This window comes from Knoellia sp. S7-12, from assembly GCF_040518285.1.
Lineage (GTDB): Bacteria > Actinomycetota > Actinomycetes > Actinomycetales > Dermatophilaceae > Knoellia.
On record NZ_CP155449.1, the window covers coordinates 847,060 to 872,488 of the forward strand.

Here is a 25,429-nt window from a genome sequence, read left to right on the forward strand (position 1 = left end):
AAGGAGTCAAGATGAAATTCAGTTACGCAATGCTGGCGGACTACCCGCTGGTCGAGTCCCTGTCCTCGATCAAGAAGGCAGACGAGCTCGGCTTCTACGCCGTCTACGCCGCGGACGAGACCTGGCACAAGGACCTCTGGCTCCTGTTCGCCGCGGCGGCCGCGCAGACCAGCCAGATCCGGATGGGGCCCAGCGTGTCGGGCGTTGTGCTGCGTGAGCCGACCCTGATCGCGCAGGCAGCCGCCACACTGGACGAGCTGACCGGTGGGCGGGCGGAGGTCGCGGTGTCGAGCGGGAACTTCGGCCTGCTCGCGGAGTACAACATCGACTGGGCCGAGACGAAGCCGCTCTCGCGGGTCAAGGAAGCGGTCCACGTCATCCGGACCCTGCTCGACGAGGGCGCCATCACCTTCGACGGCGAGTTCTTCAAGTACAGCGGCCTGTTCACCTTCGCCCGGCCGGTGCAGGAGCGGCTGCCGGTCAAAATGGGCGCGATGCGCGGACCGAAGTCGTTCGAAGCGGCTGCGGAGTTTTCCGACGGTTGCCACCATGCGCTCAGCTACACCCGCGAGGCCTATGACTACATGATCAAGCACTGCACGATCGGCGCCGAGCGCGCAGGCAAGAACGTGCAAGATCTCGATCTCGGCGCCTGGATCGTCTTCTCCGTTGCCGAGGACGGCGCCGTGGCCAAGGACGCCGCTCGCAGCATGGTCGGCCTCTACGCCTCCGCGATGCCGCACGAGCAGCTTCAACGTAACGGCGTCGACCCCGCGGAGGTGGCGCCAATCATCGAGGCAATCGGGGCCGGCGACATGGCCAAGGGCATCGAGCTGACAACCCCCGACCTCGCGGAGCGCCTGTCCGTGGCGGGAACCCCGGAGGAGTGCGTCGAGAAGATGCAGGACGAGATCGGGGCCGCCGGCGTCAACCACCTGATCCTGGCCATCACGGACAAGGCGCTGGTGAAGGCTCTTATGGGACGCGAGATCGAGGGAGTTCCCGACGTCAACACCCAGCTGCAGCTCGTCCACGACAGGGTCATGCCTGCCTTCGCCTGATCTGCCGGGTGTTCTTTTCCGTCAAGTGGGGAAGGGTGAGGCGCCGCCTCGCTGGGTGCTTGGAGCCGCCTCGTCGTTCACCGGATGCGCCGGGGGCGCCTGTTGTGGTCGCCGCGCATCGCTGCTACGAGCTAGAGCGTGTCTGCTAAAGGTTGGCGCGATGGTGATCCTGAACCACCGAGCAAACCATTGACAGACATGCCGGGGCGGTTCACACGAGACAGGTGCTTGGAGAGGTCGGGTGGCAGATAGCGTGGTTGGGGTGACTGACTCTGCGATGCGGCGTGCGCTGGCCCGGGCTCGGGACGGTAAGGCTCTGGACGAGGGCGAGGCACTGGTGCTGTTGGGTGCTCGGGGTGAGGCGTTGGAGACGCTGCTGGCGGCGACGACCAGGGTGCGTGATGCCGCGATGCTGCGCGCGGGGCGGCCGGGGACGGTGACGTACTCGCGCAAGGTGTTCATTCCCTTGACGCGGTTGTGTCGCGACCGGTGTCACTACTGCACTTTCGCGACGGCGCCCCACCGGCTGCCCGCCGCCTACCTGTCGCCCGACGAGGTCCTGGACATCGCCAGGCGGGGCGCGGCTCAAGGGTGCAAGGAGGCGTTGTTCACGTTGGGGGATCGGCCCGAGGATCGTTGGCCGGCTGCGCGGGAGTGGCTGGATGCTCATGGGTATGACGACACGCTGTCGTACGTGCGCGCAATGGCGATCCGGGTGCTCGAGGAGACGGGCCTGCTGCCGCACCTGAACCCGGGGGTGATGTCGTGGTCAGACCTGCAGCGCCTCAAGCCGGTGGCCCCGTCCATGGGCCTGATGCTGGAGACGACGTCGCGGCGGCTGTTCGAGCAGCCGGGGCAGGCGCATTACGGGTCTCCGGACAAGGACCCGCAGGTCCGGTTACGGGTGCTGGAGGATGCCGGCCGGGTCGGGGTGCCCTTCACCACCGGCATTTTGGTGGGCATCGGTGAGGAGCCGCAGGACCGGCTGGACTCGATCCTGGCGATCCGGTCCGTGGCGCGGGAGTACCGAGGCATCCAGGAGTGCATAGTCCAGAACTTCCGCGCCAAGGACGACACCGCGATGCGTGACGTTCCGGATGTGGAGGAGCAGGAGTACCTGGCCACGATCGCCGTCACCCGCCTGCTGCTGGGTCCGGGTGTCTCGGTGCAGGCGCCGCCCAACTTGTCTGATCCGGACCAGATCGGCCGGCTGCTCGCGGCGGGGGTCGACGACTGGGGTGGGGTCTCTCCGGTGACCCCGGACCATGTGAACCCCGAGCGGCCTTGGCCCGAGATCGAGGACCTGAGGCGGTGGACGGCACTGGCGGGTCTGCAGTTGCGCGAACGCCTCACGGCGCACCCGTCGTTCGTGCTGGGCGCTTTGGAGCGCGATGAGCCGTGGGTCGACCCTCGGCTGCACCCTCACTTGCGCGCGTTGGCCGACCCGACGACCGGTCTGGCGCGTGAGGATGCGCGCCCGGTCGGCCTGCCGTGGCAGGAGCCCGATGGTGGCATCGCGGCCACGGGAACCGGTTCAGGGCGGGTCGACTTGCACCGGGGTGTGGACCAGGAAGGCCGCAGCGCCGACCGGCGCAGTGACTTCGACGAGGTGTACGGCGACTGGGACGAGGTCGCCGCGCGGGTGCCCGACCGGGCGCTCCAGGCGCCGGCGCAGCGAGCTGACGTCGAGGTCCGCGCGGCGCTGCGCCGGGCGCAGGACGATCCCGCCGGGTGCCGTGACGAGGACTACCTGGCGCTGATGACGGCCGAGGGCGCCGATCTGGTGGCGGTCGCGGCGCTGGCCGACGACCTGCGACGCGACGTCGTGGGTGAGGACGTCACGTACGTCGTCAACCGCAACATCAACTTCACCAATGTCTGCTACGTCGGGTGCCGGTTCTGTGCCTTCGCCCAGCGGCGCACCGACGCCGATGCCTACACGTTGTCGTTGGAGCAGATCGGCCAGCGGGCCGCGGCGGCGCAGGCGTTGGGGGCGACCGAGATCTGCCTGCAGGGGGGCATCGACCCGAGCCTGGGACGCACGGCATATGTCGACATCGTGCGGGCGGTGACCCGCGCGGCGCCGGGCATCCACGTCCACGCGTTCTCACCCATGGAGATCGCCACTGCCTCGGCCAAGGCCGGCGTGCCCGTGCGGGAGTGGTTGGCGGAGGTGCAGGAGGCGGGTCTGGGTTCGATCCCGGGGACCGCCGCGGAGATCCTGGACGACGAGGTGCGTTGGGTGCTGACGAAGGGCAAGTTGCCGTCGGCGCAGTGGCTGCAGATCGTGGCCACGGCGCACGAGCTGGGTATCCCCAGCAGCTCGACGATGATGTACGGGCACGTCGACCATCCGCGCCACTGGGTGGGCCATCTGCGCACGTTGCGGACGCTGCAGGAGCGCACGGGAGGGTTCACCGAGTTCGTGCCCCTGCCGTTCGTGCACACCAACGCCCCGGTCTATCTTGCGGGGATCGCGCGGCCCGGCCCCACGCTGCGGGACAACATCGCGGTGCATGCGGTCGCCCGCATCATGCTCCACGGGCTGATCCCCAACGTCCAGACTTCGTGGGTCAAGCTGGGCGTCGAGGGGACGCGGACGATGCTGCGCAGCGGCGCCAACGACGTCGGCGGCACGCTGATGGAGGAGACAATCAGCCGGATGGCCGGATCCGAACACGGCTCAGCCAAGACCGTCGCCGAGCTCACCGACATTGCGGCGGGCATCGGGCGGCCGGTCCGCGAGCGCACCACCACGTATGCCGTGGTGGGCATGTGACTCTCCCGCGGTGAAGATGTGACGAGTTCCGCCAGCCCTGATGGCCAGACCCTGTGGTGCAGGCGCGCCGGGGATGGGCGCTGATCCGGGTGCGGGCCTTCGGCCTCAACAGGTCCGAGCTGAACACCCGGCTGGGGCTGGCGGTTGCTCAGGGTCCTCGGTGTCAGCGCACGTCCTCGAGGTGTCGCCCACGCCGTGCCCGAAGCAGTGCCATGAGGCGGCATGGCTTGGTGCACGCTCGGTTGGTGCCGTGTGGTGTGAGAGCGGCAGAGCGTCAGCGCGAAAGAGGCTCCGGGACCGTCCTTGTTGTGGCGGCCATCGGGGTCCTGCTCGTCCTGGTCACCGGTGGACTCCACCTCGGTGCGGCTGCGACTGCCGCTCACCGCGCTCGATCCGCTGCTGACCTGGCTGCCCTCGCCGGCGCGAGCGCGATCCAGCAAGGAGGAGTCGACGCGTGTGCGCGGCGTCAGCAGTGGCGGGACGCAACGACGCGCAGGTCCTCGAGTGCTCCCTGGGGGTGCGCGAGTCGGTCTCCGTGCGGGTGTCCACGGCCGTGTCGAGCCGATGGCCCGGCGTGCCGGATCGAGCCATGCCGGCGGCCCCAGGGTGCCGACCGCGATCGGCCTCGCATGCACACAGACGCGGTTGGTCTCGCTGCGCGCGGCGAGCGTCAGCCCGCGCAGAAGTGGAACGCCCGGCACGGCATCATCAGCTGATGCCATGCCGGGCGAAGGTCCTCGGGGTGCGCGGTTCAGGCGCCGAGAGAGTTGCGGCTGCTCGGGTCAGGTGCGCTCGTCAGGCGCCGGGTGATGCGGCCGCTCGGATCAGGTGCGCGGGTCGTTGCGCGGGTCGTTGCGCGGATCCACCCCACGGGTATCGGTGCCGCCGCGGGTGTCGTTGGCGTCGCGGGGCACGTCGCCACGGCGGGTGCCTGCTTCGGCCTCGGCGATCTCTGCGCGACGACGGGCTTCTTCGGTCGAGAGGTGCTGCTCCTCGACCCGCTCATCGCCCTGGCGGCGCAGGGTGGCGGTCTCTTCCTCGTGGCGACGACGCTCCTCGGTGAGCAGACGCTCACGCTGGGCGAATTCCTCCTGCATCTTGCGCTCGTTGTCGACGCGGCGCTGATCGGCGAGGGCAGACTCTTCCTTGGCCTCACGGCGACGGCGCGATCCGCGCTTGATGCCGTGACGCAGCAGCACCCAGCCGAGCCAGAACACGCTGATGACCGCGGCTCCGGTGAGAAGGAGGGCCAGTGGCGGCAGGCTGATGGTCCCGTTGAGCACGTCGATGTCGACGCCGTCGGTGAGTTGGGAGGTGCCTTCGAAGAGCAGGATTCCTGCAGCGATGGCAAGCAGAACGAGGATGAGTCCAAGGATGATCACGCTTGCGAGGCTAGCGCCCTTTTGGGGCATCGTGCCTGATCAGAGGCCACCGAGTGTGTCGAAGCGCCTGTGGTCAGGCCGGGCGCGACATGAGCACGAGATCGAGAAGTCGGATCGCCCTCGCCTTGTCGAGTGGCTCGTTGCCGTTGCCGCACTTGGGTGACTGGACGCACGCCGGGCAGCCGCGCTCGCACCGACACCTCGCGACGGCGTCACGAGTCGCTTCGATCCACTCACCAAACGCGCCATGGGCCCGCTCGGCGAAGCCCGCCCCGCCCGGGTAGCCGTCATAGATGAGGATCGTCGGCAGGCCCGTGTCGGGGTGCTGGTCGGTCGAGACTCCCCCGACGTCCCACCGGTCAGAGGTCGCCACGAGCGGCAGCATCCCGATCGCCGCGTGCTCGGCCGCGTGGGCTGCGCCCGGCACCTGTGCCTCCTCGATCCCCGCCGCCTCGAGCAGGTCGAGCGGGATCGTCCACCACACGCCGCGAGTGACCAGCGATCGCTCGGGCAGGTCGAGAGGATGCGTGCCCAGCACCTCGCCCGACGGCAGCCGCCGCAGGAACGACATGACCTGTGTCGTCACCCGCACCGAGCCGAAGCAGACGTCGATCTCGCCCCACGTGCTGGTCCGTTGCGCACCGAGGATCTCGAACGAGCTCTGGGACTGGGAGTGGGTGCTCCACCCGGGGTCGCCGCGCACGATCGTCGCGGTGGCTGCCGGAAGGTCGAGGTCGGTGACGACATAGGTGTCGCCCTGGTGCACGTGGACCGCGCCGGTGTGGACCTGCGAATGCGCCGACGCGTCGTCGATGGTGCCGAGGACCCGGCCGCTGCGGCGCTCCACGATCGAGACCACCTCGGTCGTGCCACGCAGGTTGACGTGGTCGCCGGGCCGGTCATCGCGCGCCCAGAACCACCCCTTGGGTCGGCGCCGCAGGATGCCGCGTTCGACGAGCAGGTCGACGACGGCACGGGCGCCGGTCCCGAACATCGGCAGGTCCGCCTCGGTGAGCGGCAGCTCGTGGGCGGCCGCGGCGAGGTGCGGCGCCAACACGTGCGGGTTCGCGGGGTCCATGACGGTCGACTCGATGGGCGCACCGAAGATCGCCTCGGGATGGTCGAGCAGATAGGTGTCGAGCGGGTCGTCGGCCGCGATGAGCACCGCGAGCGACTCACGCCCCGAGCGTCCAGCCCGCCCTGCCTGCTGCCACAGGTTGGCGCGGCGTCCGGGCCACCCGGCCATGAGGACGGCATCGAGTCCGCTGATGTCGACGCCCAGCTCGAGCGCATTGGTCGCGGCCAGTCCGCGCAACTCACCGTCGCGCAGTGCGCGTTCGAGCTCGCGCCGCTCCTGCGGCAGATAACCCCCTCGGTATGCCGCGATGCTCGCCTCCGCGGTGCCGCTCACCTGACCGAGGCGTCGCCGTGCGGAGGAGGCCAGGGCCTCGACCCCAGCCCGGCTGCGGGCGAAGGCCAGGGTCTGGACGTCGGCCGCCACGAGGTCGGCGAGCAGCTCGGCCGCCTCGGTCGTTGCCGACCGTCGTGACTCGTCAATGGTCGGCGGCTCCCACAGGGCAAAGGTGAGTGCCTCGCGAGGTGAACCGTCGACGTCGACGGGACTCACCGGCATACCCACCAGAGAACTGGCGTGGGACGCAGGGTGACTGACGGTCGCGGAGGCGAGCACGAACGTCGGCTCGGAGCGATAGCGCGAGCAGACGCGACGCAACCGCCGGATCACGGACGAGACGTGCGAGCCGAAGACGCCCCGATAGATGTGGCACTCGTCGATGACGACATAACGAAGCGCGCGCAGGAACGGCGACCAATTTCTGTGCCCCGGCAACATCGAGTGGTGGAGCAGATCCGGATTGGTGAGCACGACGTTGGCGTGCTCGCGGATCCATCGGCGCTCGTCGGGCGGAGTGTCACCGTCATAGGTGGCCGCCCGCACACCTGGGATCGCGAGCGCCTCGATGCGGGCGAGCTGGTCGGCTGCGAGCGCTTTCGTGGGTGCGATGTAGAGAACGGTGGCGCCGCGTCCCGTGGGCGCATCGAACCCGTCGAGGACAGCGGTGAGGGCCGGCACGAGATAGCCCAGGCTCTTGCCCGAGGCGGTGCCCGTGGACAGGACGACGTGCGAGCCGCGATGCGCCAGATCCATGGCCTCGCGCTGGTGCGACCACGGGCGAGCGATGCCGCTGCCGGCAAGGCTGGCGAGCAGCGGTGGCGCCATCCACTCCGGCCAGTCGGCCACCTGCGCGGCCCGGGCAGGCAGACGCTCGACATGGCGCAGCCGAGCTCCGCGTTCCCCGGCTGCAAGGGCAGCGAGGATCGCGATCGGCTCGGCAGATGGCGGCACAGCAGTTACCGTAATGCGGTGCGCTGACAGGCCGCGGAGTGTGATGCTTCGAGGGGTTGGCACCCAAGTGGGTCCGAGACACGGACGCCGACGCGAAGAAGGAGCCGGCTGTAGTGAAGTTGATCGTTGCAACCACGGAGCGAGATGACGTCACCATTGTGACCGTCTCCGGTGAGGTCGACGTCTATACCGCACCCCAGCTGCGGTCGGCGCTCGAGGAGCGCATCGCCGCGGGTCACACCGCCCTCGTCGTCGACCTGCAGGACGTGGGTTTCCTCGACTCGACCGGTCTCGGCGTGCTCGTCGGGCGGGTCAAGGCGGTCAGGAAGGTCGACGGATGGCTTCGGGTCGTCTGCACCAACGAGCGCATCCTTCGCCTCTTCGCCATCACCGGTCTGGACCAGGTTCTCGCCATCCACGACTCCGTCGAGGCGGCAGTGGCGGCAGGCCCCACCGAACTCCTCGAGCCCGACGTCTCGGCCTGACAGAGGCCAGCGGCTCCCTCTTGCGAGCGTGAGAGCAGTCACACACGTGCACCGAGGGTTCTTGTGACCTGAGTCACCGGGTAAGGTCCACCCCGCGTCTGCCTGTGGTCCAACGGATCGCGAGACACGTCAAGGGCTGATGACGCACACCCGTCAAGGAGGATGGAATGGCTGCACTCGCGCTCGCACCGGTCGAGGCGACGTCCACGCTGGATCTCACCGGAACGAACGTCACGCTCGTCGTCGGGGTCGCGGTCATCGCCGTGATCGCTCTCGTCATGGGTTTCGTCTTCCGGCAGCAAGTTCTGGCTGCGGACACAGGTACCGACAAGATGCGCGAGATCGGCGCTGCCGTCGAAGAGGGAGCTCAGGCCTTCCTCACCCGACAGTTCAAGACGCTGAGCGTCTTCGTCGTCCTCGTCTTCGGGCTGCTGCTCCTCCTGCCGGCACCTGACTGGAACGTCAAGCTGGGTCGCTCCGGCTTCTTCGTCGTCGGCGCGCTCTTCTCCGCGGCCATCGGCTACTTCGGCATGAAGCTCGCGACCAAGGCCAATGTCCGCGTTGCCGCCGCGTCGCGCGGCGAGAACGGTCGCGACGAAGGCATGCGCATCGCCTTCCGCACCGGTGGGACCGTCGGTATGGCGACCGTGGGCCTCGGCCTGCTCGGCGCCTCCGTTGTCGTCCTCCTCTACAAGGCGGAGGCCCCCAAGGTCCTCGAGGGCTTCGGCTTCGGCGCCGCGTTGTTGGCGATGTTCATGCGCGTCGGTGGTGGCATCTTCACCAAGGCCGCTGACGTCGGCGCCGACCTCGTCGGCAAGGTCGAGGCCGGCATCCCCGAGGACGACCCCCGCAACGCAGCCACCATCGCCGACAACGTCGGTGACAACGTGGGCGACTGCGCCGGCATGGCAGCAGACCTCTTCGAGTCGTATGCCGTGATGCTCGTTGCCGCTCTCATCCTGGGTTCCGTGGCCTTCGGCGACTACGGCCTGGTCTTCCCGCTGCTCGTCCCGGCGATCGGTGCGATCACCGCCCTCATCGGTGTCTTCATCACCAAGGCCCGCGGCACCCAGAGCGCGCTCGACGCCATCAACCAGGGCTTCTACATCTCGGCCGCCATCGCCGCCGTGCTGTCCTCGATCGTTGCCTGGTTCTACTTGCCCCACACGTTCGCCGAGCTCTTCGAGGGCCGCGACCCGCAGACCCTCACCGAGACGCAGCAGGGCATCGCCGCCCTCGACAGCAACCCGGCCCTCGTCGCGATCTATGCCGTGATCATCGGCATCGTCCTCGCGGCGATCATCCTGTGGCTCACCGGCTACTTCACCGGCACCGACAAGCGCCCGACCAAGGACGTCGCCCGCACGTCGCTCACGGGTGCGGCCACGGTTGTCCTCTCGGGCATCGGCGTCGGCCTCGAGTCGGCCGTCTACACCGCGGCGATCATCGGTGCCGCGGTCTACGGCGCCTTCCTCCTCGGTGGCGGCTCGGTGGCCCTGTCACTGTTCCTCATCGCGCTCGCCGGCTGTGGTCTGCTCACGACTGTCGGCGTCATCGTCGCCATGGACACGTTCGGTCCGGTCTCTGACAACGCCCAGGGCATCGCCGAGATGTCTGGCGACGTCGACGCGGAGGCCGCGCAGATCCTCACCGAGCTCGACGCGGTCGGCAACACGACCAAGGCCATCACCAAGGGCATCGCGATCGCGACCGCCGTGCTCGCGGCGACCGCGCTCTTCGGCTCCTACACCGACGCCTGGCAGACCGCGATCAGCGAGATCGACGCCACCCAGCTGAGCGAGGAGCAGATTGCCTCGGGCAACGCGTTCATCCAGAGCGCCCAGGGTGTCGTCACCAACCCGTCAACCCTCGTCGGCCTGCTCCTCGGTGCGGCCGTCGTGTTCCTCTTCTCGGGCCTGGCCATCAACGCCGTGACCCGCGCTGCCGGCGCCATCGTCTTCGAGGTGCGTCGCCAGTTCCGCGAGATCCCCGGAATCATGGAGGGCACGACCAAGCCTGAGTACGGCAAGGTCGTCGACATCTGCACCAAGGACTCGCTCCGCGAGCTCACGACCCCCGGTCTGCTCGCCGCGCTCAGCCCGGTCATCATCGGCTTCGGCCTCGGCATCGGTGCCCTCGCGGGCTTCCTCGCCGGCGCCATCGGCACCGGTTGCCTCATGGCCGTCTTCCTCGCGAACTCGGGCGGCTCCTGGGACAACGCGAAGAAGATCGTCGAGGACGGCACGCACGGCGGCAAGGGCAGCCCTGCCCACGAGGCCACCGTCATCGGTGACACCGTCGGTGACCCGTTCAAGGACACCGCTGGCCCGGCCATCAACCCGCTCCTCAAGGTCATGAACCTCGTCGCGGTACTCATCGCCCCGGCGATCGTCATGCTCTCGGTCGGTGAGGACGCCAGCAAGCCGATCCGCTACGGCATCGCCGCCGTCGGTCTGGTCATCGTCGTCACGGCAGTCGCGATCTCCAAGCGTCGCGACCTGGCCATCGGTGGCGACGACGAGGGCGAGCCCGTCGCCGAGTTCGACAACGAGGCGCCGGACTCGGGTGCGGTCACCGCTCCGGGTGAGGCCGTCGACGAGTCGCTCGACAGTGGCGACGCTCGCGAAGCCACCGAGGTGCCCGCCCAGCGCTGACTCGCGCACACGGCATACGCCAAGAGCAGTGAACGGCGGCCGGCCCACCCGAGAGGGTGAGCCGGCCGCCGTCGTCTGCGCAGGGCCGAGACGACCACCTCTCGGTGAGACGACCAGGTAGAGGTGGTCGCCTCACAACGAACTGGTCCTCTCGCTGTGGCCTGTGGATGACGCAGGGGGCCAACCCGCCGAAACTGCCACGATCGAGCATGCCCACGTCTCGTCCTGAACCGTTCCGCCCTGGCCTCCTGCGGCCGACCGCAGACCTGCGCCGTCTTGGCGAGAGCCCGGGTGATCGTGAGGAGGATGGTCAGCCCAAGTGGATCAAGGTGCGCCGCGGAGTCGTGGTCCGCGCAGCGACTTGGAGGGGACTGACGCCCGAGCAACGGCACGCGGCGCTCGTGCACTCGACGGTGATGCAGATGAGCAGCGCCACCCTGCCGACCTTCTCGCACACCTCCGCAGCGGCGCTGTGGCGACTCCCGCGGGTCACGGCATGGCCGGCGCGCGTCGACGTGTCGATCTCGGGGGGCAAGATCCATTCGTCGGGACTGGTCCGGCGGCACCGCGCCGACGTCGGGGAGCCAGAGGTCATCGACGGCGTACCCGTGACGTCGCTGATGAGAACCCTGATTGATCTGGCGCGGACGGAGGAACTGCCCGATGCGGTGGCGGCCGCGGATCATGCGCTGCACCACAAGCTGTGCACGCGCGAGGAGCTACTGGTCGAGCTGGACACCGTCGCGGCGGGCGCCCGTGGCAGGTCTCAAGCAGCCTTGGTGGTGAATCTGGCGGACGCTGGCGCCATGTCCGTTGGCGAGTCATTGTCTCGGGTGCAGATGTTCCGGCTCAACATTCCGCGACCCCGCCTCCAAGTATCGATCGAGGACGATGAGGGCCTGGCTGGCGTCTGTGACTTCTGGTGGGAGGGTGTGGTGGGGGAGTTCGACGGGCGCATGAAGTACCGCGTGCGCGAGGGCATGAGTCCAGCGGAGATCGAGCAGGTGCTGTGGTCGGAGAAGAAGCGCGAGGACCGGATCAGGGCCAGGGACCACAAGATGGCGCGGTGGGTCTGGGCCGACGCCGCCCGCCCGATGCGCATGGTGGCCAAGTTGGAAGCACAGGGGATCGCGAGACAGGCGAGGAACACCTGGTTCGACGCGGCATGACGTGGTGGCGCGAGGTGACCACCTTTGGCTGAGGCGACCAGGTAGGCCTGGACGTCTCGCCAAGAAGTGGTCGGCTGGCGCTCGGTGATTTGTGGGCGGCTCTAGGCTGGCGGCATGCGCTCCTCGCTCTTTGACCAGTCCAACCTCGAGCTCCAGTCCGAGCAGACCTTTGCCCTGCAGAACCCGCAGCTCCTGCGTGTCCACCTCGGCGGTGACGTGCTCGCCGTCAAGGGCGCGATGGTCGCCTATCAGGGGCAGATGAAGTTCGACCACGAGAAGGCCGGCAGCGTCGGCAAGCTCTTCAAGAAGGTTGTCACCGGCGAGGACATCAGCCTCATGCGCGTCTCGGGTGACGGCGAGGTGTTCTTTGCCAGCGAGGCCGGCTTCGTCCACCTCATCGAGCTCACGGGTGACGGGCTGAGCATCAACGCCCGCAACCTCCTTGCCTTCGACTCGCAGATCGCGTGGGACATCAAGCGCGTCCAGGGCGCCGGGATGATGAGCGGTGGCCTGTTCAACACCACGCTCGAGGGCGCCGGCACGGTCGCCGTCCACACCGTCGGTCAGCCGGTGATCCTCGACTGCTCGACGCAGCCGACCTATGTCGACGTGCAGGCCTGCGTCGGGTGGTCGCTCGGCCTCACACCGCAGATCGTCTCAAGCATGAACATGCGCTCGATGCTGCGCGGCGGCAGCGGCGAGGCGTTCCAGTACGCCTTCCACGGCCAGGGCTTCGTCATCGTGCAGCCGAGCGAGTGGACACCGCAGGCTGGTTCCTCCAGTGGCGGTGGAGGCGGCATGCTCGGCGGCCTCCTCGACGGCTGACCGGTCATGACTCTTCGTGCGCCTCGACTCGACGAGGCCCTCATCGCCCGGCTCCGCACCGACCTGACGACCGCCGACTTCACCGTCACGGGAGTCACCGAGACCCTTGGTCCGCTGGCGAGTGGTGCTCTCTCTCGTGAGCAGCCACTTCCCGCGCGGCGGGTGGCGGGCTCCTCAACTGCCCCTGTGGCCACTCTCATTCGCCTCTTCACGCTCGGGGATCCCGTTGATGTCGCGGAGGTTGATGCGGCGCTGCCGACTCTGCGCGCGAGTGGAGCCGTGGCGCTCGGTCTCGTCGATGAGGAGGGCGACGGTGTCGTCGCGCGTGTCGACGTGCGTCCGTATGCCGCGGACGACCGTCACTGGTGGATCGCCTCCGACCTGGCCGAGGTCGCGACCGGTTCGCCGGTGCGGGGCGACCACGTCCTCGGAATCGGTGGTGCCTCGACGACCCTGGCGGCGTGGACGATCCGGCGACCGGTGGGTGCAGCGCTGGACGTCGGCACCGGGTGTGGGGTCCAGGCGCTTCACCTCGGCGCCCACACCGAATCAATCGTCGCCACCGACCTCTCCGAGCGGGCCTTGGCCTTCGCCCGCTTCAACGCGGTCCTCAACGAGCACGAGTGGGACATCCGGTCGGGGTCAATGCTCGAACCCGTTGCGGGAGAACGCTTCGACCTCATCGTCAGCAACCCGCCCTTCGTCATCACCCCGCGTTCGGGTGAGGTCCCGCTCTTTGAGTACCGCGACGGTGGCGCGTCCGGTGACGCAATCGTCGCCGACCTGGTGCGCTCGGTCGGTGAACACCTCGAGCCCGGGGGAGTCGCACAGTTCCTCGGCAACTGGGAGGTGCCGCGCGGCTCAACCTGGACCGAGCGGGTCGGGTCGTGGCTCGATGGCGCGGGCGTCGACGCGTGGGTCATCCAGCGCGAGGTGCAGGATCCGGCGGAGTACGCCGAGACGTGGTCGCGCGATGGTGGTCACCACCCGGGGACCGCAGACTTCGATGCGATGTATGCCGCGTGGCTCGACGACTTCGCGTCTCGCGACGTCGAGTCGATCGGCTTCGGGGTCATCACCCTCCACCGTCCGTCCGTTGAGCGCGAGCCGTTCGTCGACCTCATGGACGCTCGGGGCCCGGTACCCCCGGCGATGGGGGAGTCCGTCCGGGTCGGACTCGAGGCCCGCGCGTGGTTGGCAGAACATACGGACGACGACGTCCTCGATCGGGCGTGGAAGGCCACGCCGGACGTGACCGAGGAGCGCCACACCCTGCCGGGTGCAGCCGACCCGTCAGTCATCGTGGCTCGTCAAGGTGGCGGACTGGGGCGGATCATCACCCTCACGACGGTCACGGCGGCATACCTCTCCGTCGCGGACGGCGACCTCACGCCAAGGCAGGCGGTGGGCGCGATCGCCGGCATCCTTGAGCTGGACGCCACCGAGACGGAGCGCGAGGTGCTCGCGTTCGTGCGCGACGCGGCCAAGGACGGCCTGATCGTCGCCGCATCGGGCTGACGAGAGGGTCGGTCGCGCAGCTGACGATGATGGGCGCCGTCGTGGAGCGCTCGTCGCGCCTATGTGGGTGGGTATGAGCGGCACCCACGGCACGCAGGAGGCCAACGTGGTCGGCGAGCAGGACGGCACTGTCTGACCCGTCGACCCATCCGGATGCCCGTCGGCTACGAACACCCCACAGGGTCGCCCCTGGCCCTCCCTGTGAAAGTGAGTTGATCCGCAATGAAGCGCATTCTCCTCGGAGGCGCCCTGGGCGTCGCCGGACTCGCGGCCGGCCTCATGCTGGCTCCAACCGCGGCCCAAGCTGGCCACACCAACGCTCTCGTCTCTGCCCATCTCACCGGTCGCGCCGAGGTCAGTTCCACCGGCGCCAAGGGTGTCGTTGGTGACCCCAACGGTCGCGGCGAGTTCTACGTCTTCGGTATCGACGGCGACCCCACCACCCTTTGCTACATCCTCGAGGTGAGCAAGATCGCCGAGCTCGACCAGGCGCCGGGTGGCGGACGGGCGGCACACATCCACGAGGGTGCCAAGGGCACGAACGGGCCCGTCGAGGTCAACCTCGCCTTCCCGCAGGACGGGCAGTCGGCCGACTGTCTCACCGAGGGTGAGGCCGGCAAGGGTCTCGAGGCCGGCGAGGTGCAGGAGATCCTCTCCAACCCGTCGAACTACTACGTCAACGTCCACAACAGCGAGTTCCCGGGCGGCGCAGTCCGCGGCCAGCTCCACGCGGACGGCTGATCGAGCTTCGCTCCAAGCCCGATGAACGCGGGACGGTCCGGTCGCGAGTGAGCGGTCGGGCCGTCCCGTCTCTTCGCGCGGGCATCTGTGCAGGTCAGTAATAAAGTTGTGAGTGAGTGCTCACTCATTCACACTTGAGGGGTGCCTCCTCGCGCCCCCGCCCTGAGCCCCGACGACCGTCGGGCGTCGATCATCGCTGCGACCCTCCCGCTCCTGCGGTCGAAGGGTGGCAGCGTGAGCACCAAGGAGATCGCCAGGGCTGCCGGTGTCGCCGAAGGAACGATCTTCCGGGTGTTCGACACCAAGGACACCCTCATCGAGGCCGTCATCCACGACGCCTTCGACAACTCGACGCTCATCGCCGAGCTTGCCGACATCGACCGCTCGCTCGAGATGCCCGAGCGACTGTCTGTCGGCGTCGCGATCATGCAGGAGCACCTCAAGGGGATCGTCGTGCTCATGACGGTGATGGCGTCCTCGGGCCAGCCGTTCCGGCCGCCTCCCGGTGGTGAGGCGCACCGCCGTCGGCACGAAGCCACGGCCGACCTCGACGCGGCGTTCGTCGACGTTCTCGGCGACGACGTGGCGCTGCTGCGAGTCCCCGCCACCACCTTCATCGGCTACTTGCGGATGCTCACGCTCTCGAGTGTCCACCCCATGCTCGACGGCGACGCCTCCACTCCGGAGCAGCTCGTTGACGTCCTTCTGGAAGGCGCCCTCAAGCGCCCGACCACCACCACCCGGAGGAAGAAGTAGTGCTGCTTCGAATCTTGCGCGACTACCTGCGCCCCTACCGCGGGGCGCTCACGGTGCTCGTCCTGCTACAGCTGGCCGGCACGATCGCCTCGCTCTACCTGCCCAGTCTCAACGGGCGCATCATCGACGAGGGGGTGGCCAAGGGCGACACCGGCTACATCATGTCGGCAGGCGGCTGGATGCTCGCCGTCTCACTGGTCCAGATCGCCGCCACGATCGGGGCGACCTACCTCGGCGCTCGCGCGGCGGCCTCGATGGGGCGCGACCTGCGCGCCGGCATCTTTGCGCGGGTCGGTGACTTCTCCGCGCAGGAGGTGTCCCGCTTCGGGGCGCCCACGCTCATCTCGCGCAACACCAATGACGTCACTCAGGTGCAGACCGTGGTCTTCATGGGCGCCGTGATGATGGTGTCGGCACCGATCACGATGATCGGCGGCATCGTCATGGCGCTGCGCGAGGATGTCGGACTGTCCTGGCTCGTGGCCGTCGCCGTGCCGCTCCTCGCACTCAGCGTGGCCCTCGTGATCCGCAAGATGATCCCCAACTTCAGGCTCATGCAAGAGTCTGTCGACTGGGTCAACCGGGTGCTGCGTGAGCAGATCACTGGTATCCGCGTCGTGCGCGCCTTCGTCCGGGAGGACCACGAGCGTGGGCGCTTTGCCGACGCCAACACCCAGTACACCGGCACCGCCCTCGCAGTCGGTCGGCTCATGGCGTTGGTCTTCCCGATCGTCATGGTCATCTTCAACACCTCGACCGTCGCAGTGCTCTGGTTCGGTGCCCAGCGCGTCGACAACGGTCAGATGCAGGTTGGCGAACTCACCGCGTTCATGAGCTATCTCATGCAGATCCTCATGTCGGTGATGATGGCGACTTTCATGTCGATGATGATCCCGCGCGCCACGGTCTCGGCCGGGCGCATCGCGGAGGTCCTCGACACCGACTCGACAGTGGTCCAGCCGGCGGCACCCGTGGCGTTGCCGACGGGCGGCACCTCGGTCGAGCTGCGCGACGTCGAGTTCGCCTATCCGGGCGCCGATGTCCCTGTGCTGCAGGGGGTTTCGATCATCGCCGAGCCAGGGCGCGCGACGGCGATCATCGGCAGCACGGGTTCGGGCAAGTCCACCCTGCTCTCCGTCATCCCCCGGCTCTATGACGTCACGGGCGGGGCGGTCCTGCTCGGCGGTGTCGATGTCCGCGACGCGACCCTCGAGGATGTCTGGTCGCGCATCGGGCTCGTGCCGCAGAAGCCCTACCTCTTCACCGGCACGGTCGCGTCCAATCTGCGCTACGGCGACACGAACGCCACGGATGAGGAGCTGTGGGAGGCGCTGCGGATCGCGCAGGCCGACGACTTCGTCCAAGCGATGCCGGACGGGCTCGAGTCGGCGATCGCCCAGGGGGGCACCAACGTCTCCGGTGGTCAGCGCCAACGACTCGCCATCGCCCGAGCGCTCGTCGCCAAGCCCGACGTCTATCTCTTCGATGACAGCTTCTCGGCCCTCGACCTGTCGACGGACGCACGGCTCCGGGCGGCACTCAAGCCGGTCACCCGGCATACGACGGTCATCGTCGTGGCCCAGCGGGTCTCGACGATCATCGACGCCGACCACATCGTCGTCCTCGAGGACGGAGCCGTCGTCGGCAACGGGACCCATGACGAACTGCTCGAGACGTGCCCGACCTACGTCGAGATCGTGGAGAGCCAGCGCAGCGCAGAGGAGGCGGCGGCATGAGTGAAGGTGTGAAAACGGCTGAGGAGAAGGCTGCTGAGGCGCGGCGGGGCCCGGCCTCGAGCAACACGAATCGCCATGGGCCGATGTCCATGGGCATCCCGGCCGAGAAGTCGACCGACTTCCGTCCGTCGGCCAAGCGGCTGCTCGGCCTCCTGAAGCCCGAACGACTCGCGCTCAACGGCGTGCTGGCGTTCTCGTTGGGCAGCGTCATCCTCAACGCGATCGGTCCCAAGATCCTGGGCCGCGCGACTGACCTCATCTTTGCCGGGGTCATCGGCAAGGACCTTCCGACCGAGGGGTCGATCGCCCAGATCGTCGCGGCTCTGCGGGCCAGAGGCGAGGGCACCAGGGCCGACCTCATCGAGGGGATGCCGTTTCTCGTCCCGGGTGCCGGCATCGACTTCGGTGCTGTGGGGCGGGTGCTGCTCATCGTGCTGGCGATCTATGTCGTGGCCAGCCTGTTGCAGTGGGCAGGTGGCTACATCCTCACGGGCGCCGTCAACCGGACCATCTTCAACCTGCGTCGAGACGTCGAGGACAAACTCAACCGCTTGCCGCTGCCCTATTTTGACAACCAGCCGCGCGGGGAGCTCCTGAGCCGCGTCACCAACGACATCGACAACGTCGCGCAGAGCCTCCAGCAGACGCTGGGGCAGCTGCTCACGTCACTGCTCACCGTCATTGCGATGGTCGTGATGATGTTCTACATCTCACCGCTGCTCGCCCTCATCGCCCTCGTGACGATCCCCATCACGATTCTCGTCACGGCAGCGATCGGCAAGCGGTCGCAGAAGCACTTCGTGCAGCAGTGGAAGTCGACCGGCGAGCTCAACGGCATCGTCGAGGAGACGTTCACGGGTCACCAGCTCGTCAAGGTCTTCGGCCGTCAGGACGAGGCACGCGAGGCGTTCCGGGCCAAGAACGACGACCTGTTCGACGCGGGCTTCGGTGCGCAGTTCATCAGCGGCATCATCATGCCGACGATGATGTTCATCGGGAACCTCAACTACGTGATCATCGCCGTCGTCGGTGGCCTTCGGGTGGCCAGCGGCTCGATGTCCCTGGGCGACGTGCAGGCGTTCATTCAGTACTCCCGTCAGTTCACCCAGCCGCTCACCCAGGTGGCGTCGATGGCGAACCTCATGCAGTCCGGAGTCGCCTCTGCCGAGCGGGTGTTCGAGGTTCTTGATGCTCCCGAGCAGCAACTGGAAGCAACCCAGCCCACCGTGCTCGACGACCCGCACGGGCGCGTCGCGTTCGAGGACGTCTCGTTCTCCTACACGCCGCAGACGCCGCTCATCGAGCACCTCGACCTCACCGTCGAGCCGGGTCAGATGGTCGCCATCGTCGGTCCCACCGGAGCGGGCAAGACGACACTCGTCAACCTCATCATGCGGTTTTACGAGCTCGACTCGGGTCGCATCACCCTCGACGGTGTCGACATCACCGACCTGAGCCGGCACAACCTGCGTGGCGAGATCGGGATGGTCCTCCAGGACACCTGGCTCTTTGGTGGGACGATCCGCGACAACATCGCCTACGGCCGACCGGACGCGTCGGAGGAGGAGGTCATCGCGGCGGCCCAGGCGACCTACGTCGACCGGTTCGTGCACTCGCTGCCCGATGGCTACGACACGGTGCTCGACGCCGAGGCCGGCAACATCAGTGCGGGCGAGAAGCAGCTCATCACCATCGCCCGCGCGTTCCTCTCGGATCCGGCGCTCCTCATCCTCGACGAGGCGACCTCGTCGGTGGACACGCGCACCGAACTCCTCGTGCAGCAGGCCATGGCCGCCCTGCGTCAGGACCGGACAAGCTTCGTCATCGCACACCGTCTCTCGACGATCCGCGATGCCGACCTCATCCTCGTCATGGAAGACGGGCGGATCGTCGAGCAGGGTTCGCACGCGGACCTCCTCGCCAGCGGTGGTGCATTCGCGGCCCTGTATGCCGCACAGTTCCGTGCCGCTGTCGCCGAACCTGTGGAGTAGCGCACCCATCCCCGCTTGCGTCCGCGACGGTGGCCAAGGAGGAGGCCGGTTCTGCGGACGCAATCGGGGGTACCGTCGCCGCGCCGAGACGCTCCCGCGGGAGTAGGTTTGGGGCGTTCGGGCTCCTGGAGCCGCCCTCGAGCTCGAGGAGGTCGTCGATGACATCGACCCTCGCCCCGGTAGCACTGGCTGCTGCCGAACCACTCATCGACGCGAACGCCGTCGACTACCTCATCGTCGCGTTGTACTTCGTCTTCGTGATGGGCATCGGGCTGGCGGCACGGCGCGCCGTCTCCGACTCGATCGACTTCTTCCTGTCGGGGCGTTCACTCCCGGCCTGGGTCACCGGCCTCGCCTTCATCTCGGCCAACCTCGGCGCCGTCGAGATCATGGGCATGTCGGCCAACGGTGCTGAGTTCGGTCTGTCGACGGTGCACTACTTCTGGGTCGGTGCCATCCCGGCGATGCTCTTTCTCGGAATCGTGATGATGCCGTTCTACTACGGCTCCAAGGTGCGCTCGGTTCCGGAGTTCATGTTCCGTCGGTTCGGCACCGGGGCCCACCTCGTCAACGCGATCAGCTTCGCGGTCGCGCAGCTGCTCATCGCCGGCGTCAACCTCTATCTCCTCGGCTCGATCGTGCAGGCTCTCCTGGGCTGGCCCATCTGGGTGGCGCTCATCGTGGCGGCTGTCATCGTCCTCAGCTACATCACCCTCGGTGGCCTGTCGGCGGCGATCTACAACGAGGTGCTTCAGTTCTTCGTCATCGTGGCCTCGTTGCTCCCCCTGACCCTCATCGGTCTGCACCGCGTCGGCGGCTACGGCGGGCTCAAGGACAAGATCACCGAGGCGGCCAGCGCCGCGCCCGCAGCGGCTGACGTCCCCTCCGCCGAGCAGCAGCTCAACTCCTGGCCCGGTCAGGCCCTGTCGGGCTTCGACTCCCCGGTGCTCTCGGTCATCGGCATCGTCTTCGGTCTCGGCTTCGTCCTGTCCTTCGGCTACTGGACGACGAACTTCGTCGAGGTCCAGCGGGCGATGGCGTCGAACTCGATCTCGTCGGCGCGCAAGACCCCGATCATCGGCGCCTTCCCCAAGATGTTCGTGCCGTTCATCGTCATCCTCCCCGGCATGGTCGCCGCCGTCCTCGTGACGGAGATGATCGACCTCAAGGCAGGGGGTTCGCCGACCGGCGGCGCGAGCGGTGAGGTGAAATACAACGACGCGCTGCTCCTGCTCATGCGCGACGTCCTGCCCAACGGTCTGCTGGGGCTGGCGATCGCGGGTCTGCTGGCGGCGTTCATGGCCGGCATGGCGGCCAACATCTCGGCCTTCAACACGGTCTTCAGCTATGACCTGTGGGAGCGATACGTCCGCAAGGACCGCAGCGACGACTACTACCTGCGCATCGGCCGTCTCGCGACGGTGGGCGCCACGGTCATCGCGATCTTCACCGCGTCCATCGCTGGTGGCTTCTCCAACATCATGGACTACCTCCAGACGCTGTTCGGGTTCTTCAACGCACCGCTCTTCGCGACCTTCATCCTCGGGATGTTCTGGAAGCGCATGACCCCGACTGCAGGGTGGGCCGGCCTCGTCGCCGGAACCCTGTCGGCGATCACGGTGTGGCTGTGCGGCAACCCCGACATGTTGGGGCTGTTCGAGCTTCCCGGCCAGGGATTGGCGTTCGTCGCAGCGTCCACCGCCTTCGTCGTCGACATCATCGTCTCGGTCGTCGTCTCCATGGTCACCGAACCCAAACCACCCTCCGAGCTCAGGGGTCTCGTCTATTCGGAGACACCCAAGGAGGACCTCGTCGACCCGGACGAGGCGGCGCGCCCGTGGTTCCAGCGCACCATCCCGCTCGCGCTCGTCGCGGGTGTCCTCGTCCTCATTCTCAACTTCATCTTCTAGGAGGTGCGCGACATGCCTGACACCACGACCAAGAAGACAGCCGGAGCGTTCGACATCCGCAACTTCATCGGGATGCTGCTCGGCCTCTATGGCATCATCCTCACGCTCATGGGCCTCTTCGGCGACAAGGAGCTCGACAAGACCGGCGGCATCAACGCCAACCTCTGGACGGGCCTCGCCCTGCTGGTCGTCTCAGCAGGCTTCATGGGGTGGGCCAGGGCCCGTCCGACGGTCGTGCCCGACCATGTCGAGCCGGTCATCGATGACGCGACGCGCCCTGCGCCGCGCAAGAAGCCCAAGTCCAACAAGTCCAAGAAGCGCTGAGGCACAACCAAAAACGCAAGACGCTCCGTATGCCGGTCACACGGCATACGGAGCGTCTTGCGTTTGCGGCAAGCCGGGTGGGCCTGGCGGGCGGCGCGGCCTCGTCCAGGTCCGGGTCAGCGCGCGGGGAGGCGAGTGATCCAGTAGGCGGCCGTGCCGGGCGAGGCCACCCCGAAGCGGGCGTTGACCGCCCACAGCCAGCCGCCGGCGACGGTCGCCGTCGAGGGCACGTCGAGCGTCTCGTCGGAGCGGGCACCGCGCCAGCGCGCGGCCCAGGCCGATCCGACGGGGACGAGTTCAAGCACGGAGACCTCGTTCTGCCCAGAGCCCCGGACGTTGTAGAGGATGCTGCCGTCGAGCACGAGGCCATCGCCCGCGGTGATTCCGGGTCCACCGCTGACTGGGATCTCGGCGGCTTCACCCGTCGCCGGGTCGACCTGCCACAGGCCACCGACGCGTGAGTTGTTGAGGATGAGGCTGCCGTCGGCGAGGGCACGAATTCCGTTGGCGTTGACGGCTGTTCCGTCACCGGCCGGCCAGTCGCCGCCCAGCGGGACGAACGTCGGGGCCGCGCCGGTGGGAGCGCCGGTCGGGGTGAGCGTGATGGCGGTGAGCCGGTCGGGGACGACCCGGGAGTCGGTCACCCAGACCGTGTCGCCGGTGACGACGAGGTCGTTGAGGAACACGGCGCCCGGGACCACGGTGTCCTGCACGATGGCGCCCGTGGTGCCGTGGACGGCCCACACGTGACCGACGGCGCCGACGTTGCCGGCGGCCCAGACGAGGTTGGTGCGCGCATCCCAGAAGAGGCCGCGCAGGGCACGTCCGGGCGCGCCGGGGAGCAGGGTGACCCAGGTGGCTGTGAGGAGGTCTCCAGCAACGATGCGCCCGTCGGCAAGGGAGCCGACATAGAAGCGCGTGCCGGGTCCCGAAGTGATCCCCTCGGGTCGGATCCCATCAGGCAGGGGGACGGTCTCGGGCGCCGGGCCAGCGCGACGCGGCTCAGCGGTTGCGGGGCCGGCAAGGGTCGTGGTGGACGCGACAACCGAGGCTGCGGCGCCGGTCAGGATCAGGCGGCGGGAAGGGCTCGCTGGGGGGACCATCGTTCATTCTGTGCACGCCGTCGGCGCGATGTCACGGATCGTGCGTCAGGCGGTCAACAGACCGATGCCGAGCGAGACGAGACTGACGGCCAGCAGGGCGGCGCCGGCAAAGACCAGCACGATGAGTTTGTTGGGGGTGGTGCGGCCTGCACCCATGGACGAGAAGAAGAAACCGCCGGGCATGAGAAGCGCAGCAACGGCGACACCCGACCGCGACAACCAGTTCAGCGCACCGGTCTGCTGGGTGGAGTCGGCGAGGACCTGACAGATGAGCGCGAGGAGCAGCAGCACGCCGGCGTGGCCGTGACCGGCCCGCGCGAACTTCTCCTGGAACGGCGTCACGTCGGCGTTGCCACGCACGACCTTGAGCATGTATATCCCGCCGCTCTCGACCGTGACGAGGGCGAGGAGCAGGATCCCGGCGGTGGTGCGGGAGGCGTCGGAGAGGGTGGCGGTCGCGGCGACGAGGGTGTGGGGGTCGGACAGCGCAGACATCTGAACTCCTTGGATAGCGGCTCTCTCCAATAATGGATAGTAGGCCTATCCCATGTCAAGCGTTGGGCCGCCTCAGCCGAACGGAGGGAAAGGGGAGGGTCCGGACGGAAAGAAAGCCTCCGAACCCTCCACCTTCCGTCATGGGGAGTAAAAGTTGTTGGCGGCGCGGGCGGAGGCGAGGTCACGCTCCAGGAGCGCTGTCGCTGCCGCCTCCTGCGCGGGCGACCCCCACCTGATCCGGGCGAGGTCGCGCACTGCCGAGTCGACGACGGAGGCGAGCCCGGCAGCGGAGATGAGCCCGACGGCATACGCCTCGAGCGCACCACCCACGGGAGTGTCGACGACGACGATCCCCTCCGACCGCAGGGCTGCTCGCTCCTCGTCGGGGAGGGCGACGACGTCATGGATGAGGACAAGGCGCACCGACTCGGGATCGGCAGCGAGCATCCGACGGCCCACCTCGACGTCGCCCTGGCCGCTGTCGCCGATGAAGACGACGTGCGTCTCGGGCATGAGCAGCCGGAAGCGCGCGAAATTCTCGATCTTGGCTCCAGCCATGGAGTCGTGGTTCCGCAGACCGTCGAACGTGCCGGACAACACCGCGTGTGGCGGCAGGCCGAGGTCACGCAGGCCCCGTCGAGTGTGTTGCTCGATGAGGCCAGCTGGGTCCATCGGGCGGGCCGTGACGAAGGTGAGGTCACCCGGTGTCGTCGGATCACCGGAGTGGCCGGCGTCGAGGGCGCGATAGAGCGCGATGACCCCGGGATAGACGGTGCCACGGGGGTAGCGGTCATCGTGGAGGGCGCACCGAAGGGTGTCGTCGATGTCGCTGAGCACGTGCAGGTCCGGCACCTCGACACCGACGGCTTCGGCCGCGATGTGGTCGAGGATGTCCTGGCGTGCGCCCCTGTCGTCCACGACGTCGAAGACCAGATGCTCAAGATCACGGTGGTCCGCACCCGAGTTGAGCAGGCTCTTGAAGCGGGTGAGCTCGCCACCTCGCAGTGACAGGAAGGCGTCGCGGACGAGATGCTCGCGGGCGTGGTCGGAGGACCATCGACGGCTGCGGTGCAGGGCGTCGGCGAGGGCGGCGAGGTCCCGCTCCGGATCGTCGACGAGTTGTTGGATGAGTTCGTCAGGGCTCATGCCCGCAGCGCGACCCCGCACGAGAACGGCGGCCGGTGAGACGCCGAACTCGACGTGGACGGCCTCGCCGATCGAGTCCCCGTCGACGTGAACGGCCGTGGGTGCGTCGAGGTCGAGGACGACATGGCGGGCTCGGTGCGTGCGCATGCCCGTCCAACCGCCGCGCCGGCTCAAGAGGACGCCGGCGCCGACCCCGAGCCAGCCGACGACGGTCCGAGGTGACACCACGAGCACGTCGAGTCGGCCATCGATCAACGACGCCGTCGGCATGAGCGGCAGGCCCAGGGGGAGCACCCGGCAGTTGCCGACGAGCACGGTGCGGGCCGACTCCCGCATCGCCGGGCGGTCATCGAGCGTGGCCGCGAACGTGATCGGCGGTCCGACGGCGCGTCGTCCGAGCGCCGCGAAATAGGCGGCCCAGCCCACCCGATCCTTGCTTCGCTCCTTGGTCGCGGCAAAGGCTTCGGCGTCCATCCCGACCCCGGCCACAACGGCGACGTCGTGCGTGCGGGTGGTGCCGTCGGCCCGCGTGACGGTCAGCCAGGCGAGGTCGCTGTCGCGTGTGGCCCCGTCGATGGCGATGTCGGCAGCGGCGTCAGGACTGTGACCGTGCACGCCGAGGGTGCGGGCCCACAGGTTGGCCGTCCCAGTGGGCAGCACGCCCAGTGCGATCCGATCCGCCGCCGCCCCGGAGCGCGCCAGGGCTGCGGCGACCTCGCGGACCGTCCCGTCCCCGCCGACGGCGACGAGCCGGTCAACCCCCTGTGCGAGGAGCTCCGCGACCTGGGCGGCGCCGGGGGAGTCAGCTGATGTCTCGATCACGATCGGCTCGGGCCAACCGCGACGCCGCGTCGCGCGTCTCAGCGCCGCAAGAGCAGGGGCGCTGCGGGGTTTCGCCGGGTGGACGATGACGCCGCACAGGTGCTCGACCAGCGGGATCGGGGTCACGTTGTCGCCTTCCTCGATCGACCAATGGGTCATGTCAGGTG

19 protein-coding genes are annotated in these 25,429 nt (G+C 68.2%); 14 read left to right on the forward strand and 5 right to left on the reverse strand.

Going from position 1 to position 25,429, the window contains the following annotated elements; all coding sequences use genetic code 11:
• Positions 1 to 11 precede the first annotated feature (11 nt).
• From V6K52_RS04050 to V6K52_RS04060, 3 genes are all read left to right on the forward strand, one after another.
• Positions 12 to 1,061: an LLM class flavin-dependent oxidoreductase gene (locus V6K52_RS04050; RefSeq protein WP_353952620.1), complete on the forward strand. Its 1,050-nt coding sequence runs from the start codon at positions 12 to 14 to the stop codon at positions 1,059 to 1,061.
• A gap of 262 nt (positions 1,062 to 1,323) precedes the next feature.
• Positions 1,324 to 3,840, forward strand: a complete 2,517-nt coding sequence (locus V6K52_RS04055) for a bifunctional FO biosynthesis protein CofGH (protein ID WP_353952621.1) — start codon at positions 1,324 to 1,326, stop codon at positions 3,838 to 3,840.
• Between the two features lie 212 nt (positions 3,841 to 4,052).
• Positions 4,053 to 4,556, forward strand: coding sequence for an Rv3654c family TadE-like protein (locus V6K52_RS04060; RefSeq protein ID WP_353952622.1), 504 nt, complete (start codon positions 4,053 to 4,055; stop codon positions 4,554 to 4,556).
• A 108-nt stretch (positions 4,557 to 4,664) separates the two neighbouring features.
• Here the strand turns inward: V6K52_RS04060 and V6K52_RS04065 are convergent, their stop codons facing one another.
• Positions 4,665 to 5,222: a hypothetical protein gene (locus V6K52_RS04065; RefSeq protein ID WP_353952623.1), complete on the reverse strand. Its 558-nt coding sequence runs from the start codon at positions 5,220 to 5,222 to the stop codon at positions 4,665 to 4,667.
• A 73-nt stretch (positions 5,223 to 5,295) separates the two neighbouring features.
• Positions 5,296 to 7,587, reverse strand: coding sequence for a DEAD/DEAH box helicase (locus V6K52_RS04070; RefSeq protein WP_353952624.1), 2,292 nt, complete (start codon positions 7,585 to 7,587; stop codon positions 5,296 to 5,298).
• A gap of 113 nt (positions 7,588 to 7,700) precedes the next feature.
• Here V6K52_RS04070 and V6K52_RS04075 point away from each other — a divergent pair, with 113 nt between their 5' ends.
• The 11 genes from V6K52_RS04075 to V6K52_RS04125 all read left to right on the forward strand — a co-directional run bounded on the left by V6K52_RS04075 (position 7,701) and on the right by V6K52_RS04125 (position 21,696).
• On the forward strand, positions 7,701 to 8,072 hold the full coding sequence (locus V6K52_RS04075; protein ID WP_353952625.1) for an STAS domain-containing protein: 372 nt from the start codon (positions 7,701 to 7,703) through the stop codon (positions 8,070 to 8,072).
• Between the two features lie 167 nt (positions 8,073 to 8,239).
• Positions 8,240 to 10,726 carry a sodium-translocating pyrophosphatase gene (locus tag V6K52_RS04080; RefSeq protein WP_353952626.1) on the forward strand — a complete coding sequence of 829 codons (2,487 nt, stop codon included), beginning with the start codon at positions 8,240 to 8,242 and terminating at the stop codon, positions 10,724 to 10,726.
• A gap of 209 nt (positions 10,727 to 10,935) precedes the next feature.
• Entirely contained in the window at positions 10,936 to 11,895 is a 960-nt protein-coding gene (locus V6K52_RS04085; protein WP_353952627.1) for a hypothetical protein, read from the forward strand.
• Positions 11,896 to 12,009: 114 nt separating this feature from the next.
• Complete coding sequence (locus tag V6K52_RS04090) at positions 12,010 to 12,720, forward strand: AIM24 family protein (RefSeq protein WP_353952628.1); 711 nt, start codon at positions 12,010 to 12,012, stop codon at positions 12,718 to 12,720.
• A gap of 6 nt (positions 12,721 to 12,726) precedes the next feature.
• Positions 12,727 to 14,238: a methyltransferase gene (locus V6K52_RS04095; RefSeq protein ID WP_353952629.1), complete on the forward strand. Its 1,512-nt coding sequence runs from the start codon at positions 12,727 to 12,729 to the stop codon at positions 14,236 to 14,238.
• A gap of 222 nt (positions 14,239 to 14,460) precedes the next feature.
• Positions 14,461 to 14,979, forward strand: coding sequence for a CHRD domain-containing protein (locus tag V6K52_RS04100; RefSeq protein ID WP_353952630.1), 519 nt, complete (start codon positions 14,461 to 14,463; stop codon positions 14,977 to 14,979).
• A gap of 141 nt (positions 14,980 to 15,120) precedes the next feature.
• A complete protein-coding gene (locus V6K52_RS04105) occupies positions 15,121 to 15,735 on the forward strand; it encodes a TetR/AcrR family transcriptional regulator (protein WP_353952631.1) in 615 nt (204 codons plus the stop codon).
• Positions 15,735 to 17,471 (forward strand): ABC transporter ATP-binding protein, encoded by a 1,737-nt coding sequence (locus tag V6K52_RS04110; protein WP_353952632.1) that lies wholly within the window; start codon positions 15,735 to 15,737, stop codon positions 17,469 to 17,471. Before V6K52_RS04105 ends, V6K52_RS04110 begins: the two co-directional genes overlap by 1 nt.
• Positions 17,468 to 19,462 carry an ABC transporter ATP-binding protein gene (locus tag V6K52_RS04115; protein ID WP_353952633.1) on the forward strand — a complete coding sequence of 665 codons (1,995 nt, stop codon included), beginning with the start codon at positions 17,468 to 17,470 and terminating at the stop codon, positions 19,460 to 19,462. Before V6K52_RS04110 ends, V6K52_RS04115 begins: the two co-directional genes overlap by 4 nt.
• 158 nt (positions 19,463 to 19,620) lie before the next feature.
• Positions 19,621 to 21,372, forward strand: a complete 1,752-nt coding sequence (locus V6K52_RS04120; RefSeq protein WP_353952634.1) for a sodium:solute symporter family protein — start codon at positions 19,621 to 19,623, stop codon at positions 21,370 to 21,372.
• A 12-nt stretch (positions 21,373 to 21,384) separates the two neighbouring features.
• The gene (locus tag V6K52_RS04125) at positions 21,385 to 21,696 is read left to right on the forward strand and encodes a hypothetical protein (protein WP_353952635.1); all 312 of its coding nucleotides are present in this window, start codon (positions 21,385 to 21,387) and stop codon (positions 21,694 to 21,696) included.
• 116 nt (positions 21,697 to 21,812) lie between these two features.
• On the opposite strand, the gene V6K52_RS04130 is transcribed toward V6K52_RS04125, so the two are convergent.
• The 3 genes from V6K52_RS04130 to V6K52_RS04140 form a co-directional block, all read right to left on the reverse strand.
• Positions 21,813 to 22,799: a hypothetical protein gene (locus V6K52_RS04130; protein WP_353952636.1), complete on the reverse strand. Its 987-nt coding sequence runs from the start codon at positions 22,797 to 22,799 to the stop codon at positions 21,813 to 21,815.
• A gap of 45 nt (positions 22,800 to 22,844) precedes the next feature.
• Entirely contained in the window at positions 22,845 to 23,294 is a 450-nt protein-coding gene (locus V6K52_RS04135; RefSeq protein ID WP_353952637.1) for a hypothetical protein, read from the reverse strand.
• Between the two features lie 138 nt (positions 23,295 to 23,432).
• Positions 23,433 to 25,421, reverse strand: a complete 1,989-nt coding sequence (locus V6K52_RS04140; protein ID WP_353952638.1) for a diacylglycerol kinase family protein — start codon at positions 25,419 to 25,421, stop codon at positions 23,433 to 23,435.
• Between the last annotated feature and the right edge of the window lie 8 nt (positions 25,422 to 25,429).

What these genes read in the sequence shown, in the direction of transcription:
- V6K52_RS04115 (WP_353952633.1), top strand. Translation starts at nt 17,468, where the DNA reads ATGAGTGAAGGTGTGAAAACGGCTGAGGAGAAGGCTGCTGAGGCGCGG.
- V6K52_RS04100 (WP_353952630.1), top strand. Translation starts at nt 14,461, where the DNA reads ATGAAGCGCATTCTCCTCGGAGGCGCCCTGGGCGTCGCCGGACTCGCG.
- V6K52_RS04135 (WP_353952637.1), bottom strand. Translation starts at nt 23,294, where the DNA reads ATGTCTGCGCTGTCCGACCCCCACACCCTCGTCGCCGCGACCGCCACC.
- V6K52_RS04130 (WP_353952636.1), bottom strand. Translation starts at nt 22,799, where the DNA reads ATGGTCCCCCCAGCGAGCCCTTCCCGCCGCCTGATCCTGACCGGCGCC.
- V6K52_RS04090 (WP_353952628.1), top strand. Translation starts at nt 12,010, where the DNA reads ATGCGCTCCTCGCTCTTTGACCAGTCCAACCTCGAGCTCCAGTCCGAG.
- V6K52_RS04095 (WP_353952629.1), top strand. Translation starts at nt 12,727, where the DNA reads ATGACTCTTCGTGCGCCTCGACTCGACGAGGCCCTCATCGCCCGGCTC.
- V6K52_RS04085 (WP_353952627.1), top strand. Translation starts at nt 10,936, where the DNA reads ATGCCCACGTCTCGTCCTGAACCGTTCCGCCCTGGCCTCCTGCGGCCG.
- V6K52_RS04140 (WP_353952638.1), bottom strand. Translation starts at nt 25,421, where the DNA reads ATGACCCATTGGTCGATCGAGGAAGGCGACAACGTGACCCCGATCCCG.
- V6K52_RS04060 (WP_353952622.1), top strand. Translation starts at nt 4,053, where the DNA reads ATGAGGCGGCATGGCTTGGTGCACGCTCGGTTGGTGCCGTGTGGTGTG.
- V6K52_RS04050 (WP_353952620.1), top strand. Translation starts at nt 12, where the DNA reads ATGAAATTCAGTTACGCAATGCTGGCGGACTACCCGCTGGTCGAGTCC.
- V6K52_RS04125 (WP_353952635.1), top strand. Translation starts at nt 21,385, where the DNA reads ATGCCTGACACCACGACCAAGAAGACAGCCGGAGCGTTCGACATCCGC.
- V6K52_RS04120 (WP_353952634.1), top strand. Translation starts at nt 19,621, where the DNA reads ATGACATCGACCCTCGCCCCGGTAGCACTGGCTGCTGCCGAACCACTC.
- V6K52_RS04080 (WP_353952626.1), top strand. Translation starts at nt 8,240, where the DNA reads ATGGCTGCACTCGCGCTCGCACCGGTCGAGGCGACGTCCACGCTGGAT.